This window comes from Thermus neutrinimicus (assembly GCF_022760955.1).
Taxonomy (GTDB): Bacteria; Deinococcota; Deinococci; order Deinococcales; family Thermaceae; genus Thermus; species Thermus neutrinimicus.
In genome coordinates this window covers 35,589-48,151 of record NZ_JAKTNU010000009.1, presented here as the reverse complement: position 1 = coordinate 48,151, position 12,563 = coordinate 35,589, and the positions used below count along the sequence as shown (strand labels likewise).

At 65.4% G+C, this 12,563-nt stretch carries 10 protein-coding genes; 6 read left to right on the top strand and 4 right to left on the bottom strand.

The features are described 5' to 3' along the window. Window positions 1–19: 19 nt before the first annotated feature. Window positions 20–877, bottom strand: coding sequence for a formyltetrahydrofolate deformylase (gene purU / locus L0C59_RS06995; RefSeq protein ID WP_243090627.1), 858 nt, complete (start codon window positions 875–877; stop codon window positions 20–22). A gap of 18 nt (window positions 878–895) precedes the next feature. Between purU and rraA the strand changes: the two genes are divergently transcribed. Continuing rightward, complete coding sequence (gene rraA / locus L0C59_RS06990) at window positions 896–1,390, top strand: ribonuclease E activity regulator RraA (RefSeq protein WP_243090625.1); 495 nt, start codon at window positions 896–898, stop codon at window positions 1,388–1,390. On the opposite strand, the gene mutL is transcribed toward rraA, so the two are convergent. Beyond that, window positions 1,284–2,906: a DNA mismatch repair endonuclease MutL gene (gene mutL, locus L0C59_RS06985; RefSeq protein WP_243090624.1), complete on the bottom strand. Its 1,623-nt coding sequence runs from the start codon at window positions 2,904–2,906 to the stop codon at window positions 1,284–1,286. The two genes, rraA and mutL, sit on opposite strands and share 107 nt — an antisense overlap. Then, window positions 2,903–5,338 carry a DNA mismatch repair protein MutS gene (mutS, locus tag L0C59_RS06980; protein ID WP_243090660.1) on the bottom strand — a complete coding sequence of 812 codons (2,436 nt, stop codon included), beginning with the start codon at window positions 5,336–5,338 and terminating at the stop codon, window positions 2,903–2,905. The genes mutL and mutS overlap by 4 nt, the downstream gene beginning before the upstream one ends. A 151-nt stretch (window positions 5,339–5,489) precedes the next feature. Here mutS and L0C59_RS06975 point away from each other — a divergent pair, with 151 nt between their 5' ends. The 3 genes from L0C59_RS06975 to L0C59_RS06965 all read left to right on the top strand — a co-directional run bounded on the left by L0C59_RS06975 (window position 5,490) and on the right by L0C59_RS06965 (window position 7,924). Continuing rightward, complete coding sequence (locus L0C59_RS06975; RefSeq protein WP_243090623.1) at window positions 5,490–6,713, top strand: sulfite oxidase; 1,224 nt, start codon at window positions 5,490–5,492, stop codon at window positions 6,711–6,713. 78 nt (window positions 6,714–6,791) lie between these two features. Continuing rightward, window positions 6,792–7,487 carry a c-type cytochrome gene (locus tag L0C59_RS06970; RefSeq protein WP_423247927.1) on the top strand — a complete coding sequence of 232 codons (696 nt, stop codon included), beginning with the start codon at window positions 6,792–6,794 and terminating at the stop codon, window positions 7,485–7,487. Continuing rightward, window positions 7,484–7,924 carry an MOSC domain-containing protein gene (locus tag L0C59_RS06965; RefSeq protein ID WP_243090621.1) on the top strand — a complete coding sequence of 147 codons (441 nt, stop codon included), beginning with the start codon at window positions 7,484–7,486 and terminating at the stop codon, window positions 7,922–7,924. The genes L0C59_RS06970 and L0C59_RS06965 overlap by 4 nt, the downstream gene beginning before the upstream one ends. 70 nt (window positions 7,925–7,994) lie before the next feature. Here L0C59_RS06965 and L0C59_RS06960 read toward each other — a convergent pair whose 3' ends face one another. Beyond that, complete coding sequence (locus L0C59_RS06960; RefSeq protein WP_243090620.1) at window positions 7,995–9,653, bottom strand: bifunctional metallophosphatase/5'-nucleotidase; 1,659 nt, start codon at window positions 9,651–9,653, stop codon at window positions 7,995–7,997. Between the two features lie 186 nt (window positions 9,654–9,839). On the opposite strand from L0C59_RS06960, the gene glnA reads away from it, so the two are divergent. Together glnA and L0C59_RS06950 are read left to right on the top strand one after the other, a co-directional pair. After that, window positions 9,840–11,180, top strand: a complete 1,341-nt coding sequence (glnA, locus tag L0C59_RS06955) for a type I glutamate--ammonia ligase (RefSeq protein WP_243090619.1) — start codon at window positions 9,840–9,842, stop codon at window positions 11,178–11,180. Between the two features lie 145 nt (window positions 11,181–11,325). After that, a complete protein-coding gene (locus tag L0C59_RS06950) occupies window positions 11,326–12,498 on the top strand; it encodes a branched-chain amino acid ABC transporter substrate-binding protein (protein ID WP_243090618.1) in 1,173 nt (390 codons plus the stop codon). Window positions 12,499–12,563 lie beyond the last annotated feature (65 nt).

Genomic DNA, 12,563 nt, shown 5'->3' with positions numbered 1-12,563 from the left:
TCTCCCGGTTAGGCCCCGATTAGACGAAGACCACGGTCTTGTTGCCGTGGACCAGGACGCGGTCCTCGAGGTGCCAGCGCACCGCCCGGGCCAGGACGGTGCGCTCCAGCTCCTGCCCCAGCCTGCGCATCTCCGCCACCGTGTGGCGGTGGGATACCCGCACCACGTCCTGCTCGATGATGGGACCCTGGTCCAGCTCCTCCGTGACGTAGTGGGCGGTGGCCCCGATGATCTTCACCCCCCGCTCGTGGGCCTGGCGGTAGGGGTCGGCCCCGACAAAGGCCGGCAGGAAGGAGTGGTGGATGTTGATGATGCGCATGGGGTAGCGGGCCACGAAGCGGGGGGAGAGGATCTGCATGTAACGGGCCAGGACCACAAGCTCCACCCCCTCCTCCTCCAAGAGGCCCAGGATCCTTTCCTCCGCCTCCTCTTTCCTCCCCTTCTCCACCGGCACGTGGTGGTAGGGGATGCCGAAGCGCTCCACCTCCTCCCGGTGATGGGGGTGGTTGGAGACCACCATCCGCAGGTCCATGGCAAGCTCCCCCACCCGGTAGCGCCAGAGGAGCTCCAACAGGGCGTGGGCCGGCTTGGAGACCAGGATGGCCGCCCGCTTCCTCTCCGAGGCGTAGGCCAGGCGCCATTCCATCTGGAAGCGGCTTGCCACCACGTCCTGGAAGGCCCTCTCCAGGGCGGGGCGGGAAAGGTCCAGGTGGGGGGTGGTGAAGGCCAGGCGCATGAAAAAGGTCCCGCCTTCGGGATCGGTGGAATACTGCTGCAGATCGGTGATGTTGGCCCCATGGGCGTAAAGAAACCCGGAGACCGCGGCCACGATTCCGGGCCGGTCCGGGCAGGTGATGAGGAGCCGCGCCTCTTCCATAGGCGCTACTATATCCCCATGGACTGGCGGACCACCGACCTATCGGACGCCCATCCCCAGGCGGAAACCCTGCCCATGGTCTTCAGGAGCTTTGGCGGAAAAACCCGCTTCCAAGGGCGGGTGCGCACCCTAAAGGTTTTCCAGGACAACGCCCTGGTGCGAAGGCTTTTGGAGGAGGAAGGCGAAGGCCAGGTGCTGGTGGTGGACGGGGGAGGCTCCCTGAAGACCGCCCTTTTGGGGGGCAACCTAGCCCGGCTGGCCTGGGAGCGGGGTTGGGCTGGGGTGGTGATCCACGGGGCCGTGCGGGATACCGAGGAGCTCAAGGAAGTGCCCCTGGGCATCCTGGCCTTGGCGGCCACCCCCAGGAAGAGCGCCAAGGAGGGCCTGGGGGAGGTGGATGTACCCCTTAACCTCCCCTGGGCCAGGGTTCTTCCGGGAGACCTTCTTCTGGCAGACGAGGACGGGATTCTTCTCCTGCCCTCGCCCCAGAGCGGCGGCCAAACCGGCGGATGAGGTCCTCCTCCTTAAGGGCCAAAAGGGTGGGCCGGCCGTGAGGGCAGACCCAAGGGGTTTGGCACCGCAGAAGGGCGTCCAAAAGGGCCTGGCCCTCAGCGCGGGACAGGGGGTGCCCCGCCTTCACCGCGGGCAGGCAGGCCAGGCGGGCCAGAAGCTCCGTGAGGCCCCTACCCTCCCCCCTCAAGGCCTCGCGGAAGGCCTCCGGAAGGAGGAGGGGATAGGGATGGAGGAAGGGGGGAGCCTTCAGAAGCCTGACCCTGCCTGGGCCAAAGGCCTCGAGGGCAAAGAGGGAGGCCAAGGCCTCCTGCCTTTCCGGCAATAGGGCCTCCTCCCCGGGGGAAAGCTCCACCAGAACCGGATAGGGAAGCTCCTTTAACCCCTCCTCCTTAAGGCGCCTTTGAAACTCCTCGTAAAGCACCCGCTCGTGGGCGGCATGCTGGTCCACCACGTAGAGGGTATCCCCCGCCTCCGCCAAGAGGTAGCTACCCCGGAACTGCCCCAGGTATCGCAAAGGGGGAAGCCCCGAGGGCGTGGGCGGACTTAGGGGCATGAGGGGCCGGGGTTCGGGGAGGCTCCGGGCCAGGTGATGCCTTTGGAAGGCCTCCCTCAGGCCTTCCTCCACAAAGCCCTCCACCTCCTCCAAGACCGCCACCTCCTCCTTCCTGGCATCCAGCCGCAGGCGGAAGGCCTCGAGGGGCAGGGTGAGGTTCAGGACGCCCACGGGGAAATGCCCCTCGGGAAGAAGCTCCCGGTAGGCCCGGCGCACGGCCTTCAGCAAGCCCTCCGGCCAGGCCACGGGCCGGCCGTTGATGGCGAGAAAGAGGAGGTCAGGCCGGGTGCGGGAGGCCTGGGGTCCGGAAAGCAGGCCCTGAAGGCGCATGCCCTCGGCCTCCCGCTCCAGGGGTAAAAGCCTTTCCGCCAGGACCCGGCCAAAGGCCAGCCGGGCCGCCTCCTTAAGCCCCGCCCCCGGAAAGAGAAGCCGGGCCTCCCCCTCGGCGAAGAAGGCCAGGGAAAGCCAAGGATAGTGAAGGAGATAGCGCCTTAAAAGCTCCCCCACCTCCCGCTCCGTGCCCTCCCCCTCCCACCCCACCACCTCCACCCGGGTCCCGGGAGGGGCGGGCACCTCCTTGAGCTCCACCCGGTCCCTATGGGCCAAAAGAAGCCCCCCGCCCACCTGGAAGCGGGGCCGGGAGCGGATCCTGAGGAGGGCCGTCTGCCTTAGGGCGTATAGGGCCTGGCCCCGAAAGCCCAGGGTGGTGATCCTCCCCGGGTCCAGGAGCTTACTGGTGGCAAAGGGTTCCACCGCCAAGGGAAGCTCCGCCAAGGGGATCCCCTGGCCATCGTCCTCCACCACGATCCTCTCCCGTCCGCCACCCACGAGCTCCACCCGCACCCTTTTGGCCCCCGCGTCCAGGGCGTTTTCCAAAAGCTCCCGCACCGCGTCCTTCAGGGAAAAGAGCACCTCGCCCCGGGCCAGAAGCCCCCGGAGTTCCTCGGGAAGCGGGCGGATCACCCCTTTATGGTATCCAGGGGGGCACCCAAGGCCAAGGCCTTGAGCTCATGCAAGAGGCGGAGGGCCTCGAGGGGGGTGAGGCTATTGGGGTCCAGGGCCAAAAGCCTTTCCAACACCGCCTCGGCCACCCCCTCCCTGCGGGCGGTGAGGACCTGGAGAAGGGCCTTGGCCCGCTCCACCACCTCCTTGGGAAGCCCCGCCATGCGGGCCACCTCCACCCCATAGCTCTTGGTGGTGGGGCCCGGCAGGACCTGGTGGTAGAACACCAAACCCCCTTCCTCCTCCTTGGCGGCCACGTGCAGGTTCTTCAGCCGGGGAAGGGGCAAGGCGGTGAGCTCAAAGTAGTGGGTGGCGAAAAGGGCGTAGCACCGCCTCTCGTGCAGGGCCTCGGCCACGGCGGTGGCGATGGCCACCCCGTCCAAGGAACTCGTCCCCCTTCCCACCTCGTCCAAGAGGACCAGGCTTTTCTCCGTGGCCTCCCTGAGGATCAGGGCCACCTCTTCCATCTCCACCATGAAGGTGCTCCGCCCCCCCGCCAGGTCGTCGGAGGCCCCGATGCGGGTGAGGATGCAGTCAAAGAGGGGAAGCGTGGCCTCCTCCGCGGGAACGAAGCTCCCGATCTGGGCCAGAAGGGCGATGAGGGCCGTCTGGCGCAGGTAGGTGCTCTTCCCCGCCATGTTGGGCCCGGTGACCAAGACCAGCTGGTGGGCCATCTCCAGGTCGTTGGGAACAAAGCTGGTGCGGCGCTCCACCACCGGGTGGCGCCCCCCGCGGATGTGAAGCCTATCGCCGAATCGGGGCCTTGTGTAGCCGTAGCGCACCGCCACCTCCGCCAAGGCGGCAAAGACGTCCAGCTCCGCCAGGGCCCTGGCCACCTCCCGGAGGGCCTCCGCCTCCTTCCTGGCCTTTTCCCTGAGCTCCAGGAAGACCTCCTCCTCCCGGCGGCGGATCTGGGCCTCGAGGCGGTAAAGCTCCCGTTCCCTCTCCTTGATCTCCGGCAGGGTGTAGCGCTGCCGGTCCTTGAGGGTCTGGATGGCCCGGTACTCGGGGGGCACCTTCTCGTAATAGGGCCGGGTCACCTCCAGGTAGTAGCCGAATACGGCGTTATAGCCCACCCTCAGGGTGGGGATGCCGGTCCTGGCCTTCTCCCTCTCCTCCAGCTCCAAGAAGTAGGCCACCCCCTCCCGGTGGGCTTGCCGCAGGGCATCCAGGTGGGGATCGTAGCCCTCGCGGATCAACCCTCCCTCGGAGAGCTTCAGGGGGAGTTCCGCCTCCAAGGCCGCCTTCAGCTCCTCCAGAAGGGAACCCAGGTCGGGCAGGACCACCTCCTCCCCCAGAAGGGCCCAAAGCTCGGGCAGGATCTCCAGGCTACGGCGCAAGGATCCCAGGTCGCGGGGGCTTGCCCGCCCCATCTCCAAGCGGGTGGCAAGCCTTTCCAAATCCGCCATGCGGAAAAGGAGCCGCCTCACCCCCTCCCGCAGGGCCCCTTCCCTGACGAAGCGCTCCACCCGGTCCAGCCGGGCCTCCAAAGGACCCGCCTCCAGCAAGGGGTGGCGGAGCCAGCTTTGCAGAAGCCTGCGGCCAAAGGCGGTGCGGGTCTCATCCAAGACGCCAAAAAGGGTGTCCTGGCCCCGGATGGGCTCAAAGACCTCGAGGGCCCTTAAGGTGGCCTCGGGCAGGCGCATGAAGGCCCCCGGGTCATAGGGGCGGAAGGGCCTTGGGGAAAACCCCTCCCCTTGGGTCCAGCGGGCGTACCAAAGGAGCGCCCCCTGGGCGCGGCGCAGGGCCAGGGGCCCTTCCCCCACCGGTTCAAAGGGAGCCTCCGAAAGCATAACGGGGAAGCGCTTCTGGAACTCCTCTACAAACTCCCGGTTTTCCCTGAGCTCCGGGGCCAGGAGCACCTCGGCGGGCCGATGGCGGAATAACTCGTCGTAGAGGGCACTCTTGCTCCTAAGCAGGGTGCCTTTGAACTCCCCGGTGGAGACGTCCAAAAAGGCCACCCCAAAGCCATCCCCCGTGGCGATGGCCGCCAGGTAGTTGGCCTCCTTGGGAAGGAGGGTCTCCTGCACCAGGGTGCCGGGGGTAAGGAGCTGGGTCACCTCCCGCCGCACCAATCCCTCGGCCTCCTCCGCCGGCTCCACCTGGTCCGCCACCGCCAACCGGAAACCCATTTTCAAAAGCCTTTCCGCATAGGCGTCAAAGGCCCGGAGGGGAATCCCCGCCATGGGGGTGGTGAAGTCCTTGCTGGACTTGTGGGTGAGGACCAGGCCCAAGGCCCGGGCCAGCCTCTCCGCGTCCTCCCCAAAGCACTCGTAGAAGTCCCCCACCTGGAAAAGGAGGAGGTAATCGGGGTAGCGATCCCTCAGCTCCACGTACTGCTGGAGAAGGGGGGGCAGGGGTCCAGGGCCTTCGCCCTTGAGCATGGCCTCCATGATAATCCAGACCATACCCTGGGATAACCCCGTTGGAATCTTCCGATAAGAAGCGGGGGTTTTGCAACGTACCCCAACTTGACAGGGGTAAGGTTAACGGTTAATATCCTAACCTAAAGGGACAAGGGTCCTAAAGGTAAGGAGGTTTAATATGGAAAAAGTTGACCGTCGCACCACGCTAAAGCTTATGGGCATGGGTGCAGCGCTCCTGGCTGCTGGAGGCCGGGTTATGGCCCAGCAAACCCCCACCGCCGACCAGCTGGTTAAGGGGAAAAACGCCAATTTGATCGTCCTCTCTCAACGCCCCGTGGTCATGGAAACCCCCTATGACCTTCTGGCCAGCAACCCGGAGCGCACCTCAAAGGAGATCCTCTACATCCGCAACAACGTAGACCTTCCCGGGTACAACACCGTGGAAGGGGCCAGCCCCCAGGGCTGGAAGGTGGAGGTGGGGGGGCTGGTGGACAAGCCCTTCACCTTCGAGGCCAGCGAGCTCTTCGCCTTGCCCCAGACCGAGGTCACCATGGTCCTTCAGTGCTCGGGAAACGGGCGCACCCTTTACAACCCCCGTCCCTCAGGTAACCCCTGGCAACGGGGTGGGGTGGGTAACGTCACCTTCCGCGGCGTGCGCCTCCAAGACATCCTGGCGGCCAAAGGGGTCAAGGTGAGCGAGAAGGCCCTGTTCATCACCGCCCACGCCAGCCGCCAGGGGAACGCCCCCGAGTTTGTGCGCTCCGTGCCCATCCATGCCCTGGAAAACGCTCTCCTGGCCCTTTCCATGAACGGGGAACCCCTGCCCGCTGTGCACGGCGGGCCTGTGCGCCTAGTCTTCCCCGGGTATTTTGGCGTGAACAACGTGAAATGGGTGGAGAAGATTGAGTTTGCCGAGGGAGAAAACACCACCGCCGAGCAGGTGCCCCGCTACCGGGTGCCCGCGATCCCCAACACCCACCTTCCCTTCCTTCCCCAGGAGCCTGGGAAACGCTACCCCTATACCCTCCAGAACTCCCGCGCCAACTGGCTGGTTACCCTTAACAGCTTCATCTTCGCCCCCCTCGAGGGCCAGACGGTGGAAGGCCCTTACGTGCGGGTAGAAGGGGTGGCCTTCAACGACGGCATCGTCCCCATCGTGAGCGTGGAGGTATCCACCAATGGCGGCCGTACCTGGCACCAGGCCCAGCTCTCCACCCAGGGTAAGACCTTCGGCTGGGTCCGGTGGCGGACCACCCTTTACCTGCGCCCGGGAGAGCACGAAGTAATGGCCCGGGCCTGGGATGCCGCTGGCCGTAGCCAGCCCCTGGATGGCAACATCGCCTGGAACGAGCGGGGCTATGAGTATAACGGGGTGATGCGGGTAAAGTTCAGCGTGGCCTGAAGCTTCCTCGCCCCTGGCCCTTGGCCAGGGGCTCTTTAGGCTACAAACCATTTACCCACCGGGGGTAACATGCGTGATGTGAAAAAGCCTTTTTTGCCTCTAGGCCTTCTCACCCTAGGGCTTGCCGGTTACCTGGCGCTGGGGCAGTATACCCTCCCGGAGGGCCCGGGAAAGGACCTGGTCCTGGCCAAGTGCCAGGCTTGCCACGACATCGGCTTTGTAGCCCGGGAGCGGCTTTCTAGGGATCGCTGGGATGGGGTTATTGACGAAATGGTGCTCCGGGGCTTAAGCCTCACCCCCGAGGAGAGGGCGGCCATCCTGGACTACCTGGCCACCTACCTGGGCACCGAGCCCCCACCCGCCTCACCCCCGGCCCAGCCAGCTTCCTCCCCCAAGACCGGGGCCCAGGTCTACGCCAACTGCCAGGGATGCCACGGCCCACAAGGGGAAGGCAATCCCCCCGCCTTCCCACCCCTGAGAGGACATGTGGAAAAAATCCTCAAGGCGGAAGGTGGCCGGACCTACCTCCTGTTGTCGGTGCTTTATGGCCTCCAAGGCACCATCCAAGTGGAGGGGAAGGAGTACGCCGGCATCATGCCCTCCTTCGCTTGGCTCCCCGACGAGGAGGTTGCCTTGGTCCTGAACTATCTGGCGACGTGGGGTACCCCCCAAGGCTTCACGCCCTACACCCCCGAGGAGGTCAAGGCGGCCCGGGCCAAGGTCCTAAGCCCGGAAGAGGTGCTAAAACACCGGCAAGGGCTGAAGCTGCCATGAGGGGTAAGGTCGTCTCCCTCCACCTAGGCCTGGGCTCGGGGCTTCCCAAGCCCCGGGTGGAGTCCTTGGAACTCCTGGCGGGCTTCGGGGCCAAGGGGGACCGGCATGCGGGCAAGGACCCCGACCGGGCTGTCCTGGTGGCCGGGCTTCCCTCCTATGAGAAGGCCAGGGGGGCGGGGATCGAGCTTCCCCTTGGGGCCTTAGGGGAAAACCTCCTTTTGGATCTCGACCCTCACGACCTCCCCCCAGGTACCCGCCTAAGGGTAGGGGAAGCCCTTTTGGAGTTCTCCTACGTGTGCACGGTCTGCTCCAGCCTCTCCCAGTTTGACCTGAAGCTTCCCAAGCTCCTCTATGGGGGCCGGGGGCTTTACGCCCGGGTCCTCGAGGGGGGCTTGGTGCGGGTGGGGGACCCCGTCCAGGTGCTCCTAGCCGTTTAGCCGTAAAACCCGGGGCCCGGGGGACGCGTCCCCCGGGCCCCACTTCCTTTCCCCATGGGCCAAGGGTAGCCTAGACGCCCACTCCCAAGGGAAGATCAAAAGCCCAGTAGGCAGGCCTTTCCCCTTTGGGCTCGTTCAACACCTCGATCCGCCCCTCGAGGCCCGCCTCCACCTCCTTGAGCTCCTTGAGGTAGTCCATGAAGCTTTCCGCATCGCTGAAGCCGGTGTCCACCCGGTAGCCCTGGGCCTCCTTGAGCACGGTGAAGCCGTCGCCCCCAGCAGCGATGAAGTTGTTGACCACCACCCGGTAGGTGGCCTCGAGGTCCAGGGGCACAAAGCCCTTCTCCGTCTTCACCTCCACCCGCACCACCCGCTCCCCTGGGGCCCTGGAGAGGTCAAAGGCGTAGCGCAGGCCGGAAACCTGGAGGAAGCGGCCCGCCCCCTGCTCCCACTGGGAAACCCCGTTCTCCAAAGCCGCCTTGATCTCCTTGCCCTTGAGGTCCATAACCACCAGGGTGTTGCCGAAGGGCAGGACCTCGTAGACCTTGCCCACGGTGATGGGGCCCTTGGGAATGGAGGCCCGGATCCCCCCGCCGTTTTGCAGGGCGATCTGCACCCCGGCGTTTTTGGTCTTCCAAACCATGCCGTCGGCGATGAGATTACCCAGGTTGCTCTCCCGCTTGCGCACGATGGCCCTTTCTCCGATCAGGTCCACCTTGGCCTGGGCGATCACCTGTCCCATCAGGGCCATCACCGGCTGGGCATAGGCCAGGAGGGCCTCCTTGGCGAAGAAGTCCTCGGGGGAAACCTCAGGGGTCATGAGGAGGGGTTCGCCCTTGTAGGCAAGGAGCTCCCCTTTGGCGTCAAAGGTGAGCTCCAAGAGGCCCACCACCTTCCCCCACTCCCAGGCCTGCACCACCAGGACGTCCTTGCCCTCGGGGTTCTTCACCACCGTGGGGTAGGGCCCCGCCGGGGCCAGCTCCTTGTGGGGGAAGCTCCCCAAAAGGGTATGGGAGTGTCCGCCCACGATCACCTGCACGCCCACGAGCCTCCTGGCCAGCTTCAGGTCCTCCCCGTAGCCCAGGTGGGAGAGGACCACAATCTTGTTCACCCCCTTTTTCAGCAGCTCGTACACCGCCTTTTGGGCGGCCTCGTAGGGGTCCAGGAAGTCCACGGTGGGCCCGGGGTTGGCGATCTCCCGGGTGTCCGGGGTGGTGAGGCCGATCACCCCCACCTTCTCCCCACCCACCGGCACCACGGCATAGGGGGTAAAGAGCCCCTTGAGCCTGGGCTCCCGCCCCACCCCCACGTTGGCGGACACCACCTTGAACCGGGCCCCCCTCAAAAACTCCGCCAAAGGACCCGGCCCCAGGTCGAACTCATGGTTGCCCAAGGCCATGACCCGGTAAAGGGCCCGGTGCATGAAGTAGCGGTCCGCCAGGCCCCGGTACTGGTTGAAGTACAGGGTACCCTGGAACACATCCCCGGCATCCAGGAAAAGGAGGTTTTTCCGGCTAGCCCTCAACCGGTCAAAAAAGGCGATCCGCTGGGCCACGCCCCCTACCCGCACCTTCTTGCCGGAAAGGGTGAGCTCCATGGGCTCCAGGTGGGCATGGGTGTCGTTGGTGTGCACCAGGGTGAGGGTAAACCCCCCCTGGGCCCGCCCCAGACCTAGGCTCGCCAAGCCCAAAGCCGCTCCTGCCTTCAATACCTCGCGCCGCTTATACATACCCGACCTCCAGGTTCCAGTCTACCCAAGGGTAGGTCAGGTTAGGGTCAAGGGCCTCGAGCCCGTCCAGGTTGCAAAGTGAACCACTTCCTCTTGACAGTGTGCATATCTTTGCCGTACACTTTGCGCAATCTGCTGGGGGAAATGGGTGAGTACCCGGGCTCAGCAGGCTAAGGAGGTTAAAAAATGGCGTACACCAAGGCGGAAATCCTCAAGGCGCTCAAGGCGGAGAAGGTCAAGTTCCTGCGCTTGCAGATCACCGACATCCTGGGCGTGGTGAAGAACGTGGAGGTCCCCGAGTCCCAGTTTGAGAAGGCCTTGGACGGGGAGATCATGTTTGACGGCTCCTCCATCGAGGGCTTCACCCGGATTGAGGAGTCGGACATGCTCCTCAAGCCGGACTACAACACCTTCGTGATCCTGCCCGAGGCCCTGGAAGATCCCGGGCGGGGCCGGGTGGCCCGCCTCATCTGCGACGTGGCCTACCCCGATGGCCGCCCCTTCGAGGGGGATCCCCGGTACGTGTTGAAGCGCCAGGTGGAGCGGCTTAAGAAGCTCGGCTTTGACAACATGTATGCGGGCCCCGAGCCGGAGTTCTTCCTCTTCCTGCGCACGCCTGACGGTTTGCCCACCGTGGAAACCCACGACCGGGCAGGCTACTTCGACCTGGCCCCCATCGACAAGGGGGAGGAGGCCCGGCGGGACATGGTTAACGTCCTGGTGGCCATGGGTTTTGAGATCGAAGCCTCCCACCACGAGGTGGCCCCGGGCCAGCACGAGATCGACTTCAAGTACGCGGATGCCCTCACCACCGCCGACAACATCGCCACCTTCAAGTGGGTGGTGAAGCGGGTGGCCCTGAACCACGGCCTCCACGCCACCTTCCTGCCCAAGCCCATCCGGGGCATAAACGGCAGCGGCATGCACACCCACCTCTCCCTTTTCAAAAACGGGGAGAACGCCTTCTATGACCCCAAGGCCGAGTACCAGCTTTCCCAGACCGCCCTCCACTTCATCGCCGGCCTCCTGGAGCACGCGGAGGGCATGGTAGCCATCACCAACCCCTTGGTGAACTCCTACAAGCGCCTCACCCCCGGGTACGAGGCCCCCACCAACATCGCCTGGTCCGCGGCCAACCGCTCGGCCATGATCCGCGTGCCCGCCCGCCGGGGCGTGGGTACCCGGGCCGAGCTCAGGATGCCCGACCCCTCCGCCAACCCCTACCTGGCCCTGGCGGTCATGGCCGCAGCCGGCATCGACGGGATCGAGCGCAAGCTCCTCCCCCCACCCCCCATCCAGCGCAACATCTACCAGATGAGCGTGCGGGAAAGGCGTAAGCACAAGATCCGCGAGCTCCCAGGGACCCTCAGGGAGGCCCTCGAGGCCCTGCGCAAGGACCCGGTGATCCGGGAGGCCTTGGGCGAGCACGTCTACACCCATTTCCTCCAGGCCAAGCAGATGGAGTGGGACGACTACCGGGTCACGGTCCACCAGTGGGAGCTGGACCAGTACCTGGCCACGTACTGAGGGTGGGTATTGGGCCCCTCCCCCTCCCAGGGGAGGGCCTGACCCATGGGTCAGGCATAAACTTACCAGGGGGCATTGACAAGAACCGGTACCCCCCCCTTAGAATGGGGCCGCAACGCGAACGCGTGCTCTTAAGGAGGTGCGTATGAGGAAAATCGGCTTGCTGGCAGCAGGTGTGGCCGCCCTGGGCATGGCCCTAGGCCAGGCCAACGTGATCAAGATCGCCACCCAGTCCCCCCTTTCCGGCCCCCAGGCCGCCCTGGGCGAGCAGATCAAGCTGGGGGCAGAGCTGGCCATTGAGGAGGCCAAGGCCAAGTTCAAGGCCTTGGGCTTTGACCTGGTCCTGGTCCCCTACGACGACCAGGCCAACCCCGACGTGGGCGTGGCCAACGCCAACCGCATCATCAACGACCCCGACATCCTGGGCGTGGTGGGCCACCTGAACTCGGGCGTGGCCATCCCCTCCAGCGAGGTGTACGCCCGGGTGAACCTGGTCATGGTCTCCCCCGCCAACACCAACCCCCGGGTCACCGACCGCAAGCTCCCCAACGTGAACCGCATCTGTGGGCGTGACGACGTCCAGGGGCCGGTGGGTGCGGAGTACGCCTTCAACAACCTGAAGGTGAAAAACGTCTTCGTCATCCACGACAAGACCGCCTACGGCCAGGGCCTGGCGGAGGAGTTCAAGAAGCGCCTCGAGGCCCTGGGCGGCAAGGCGGTGGCCTTCGTGGGCACCGAGGAGACCTCCAACTTCGTGCCCATCATCAACCAGATCCGGGCGGCCCGGCCCGTGCCCGAGCTCATCTACTTCGGGGGCATCTACAGCCAGATCGGCCCCTTCGTGAAGCAGCTTCGCGAGCGGGGGGTCAAGACCCGGCTCATGGGCGGGGACGGTCTGGACGCCAGCGAGTTCGTCCGCCTGGCGGGTAAGGAAAACGCCGCCGGCACCTTCTACACCACGGTGGCTGGCCCGGTTTCCGCCTTCCCCAAGGCCAAGGCCGTGGCCCAGCGTTTCAAGCAGAAGTATGGCAAGGACATGGAGGGCTTCGGCATCTACGCTTACGACTCCGCCAACGTGATCCTGGCCGCCCTCGAGGCGGCCATCAAGGCCGCGGGCGGCAAGAAGCCCACCCGGGAGCAGGTGGCCCAGGCGGTGCGCCAGGTGAAGATGGAAGGCCTGACCGGCACCATCGAGTTTGACGACAAGGGCGACAACAAGAAGGCCAAGTACTTCGTCATGCAGGTGGCCTCCACCGGCAACTGGGCCGACAACAAGCTGATCCGCGTCATCGAGATGGCCGCTCCAGGGGCCAAGTAAACTGGGATCCCAACCCAAGGGGGTGGCCTTAAGGCCACCCCCTTGGCCCGGAGAAAGGAGGCACC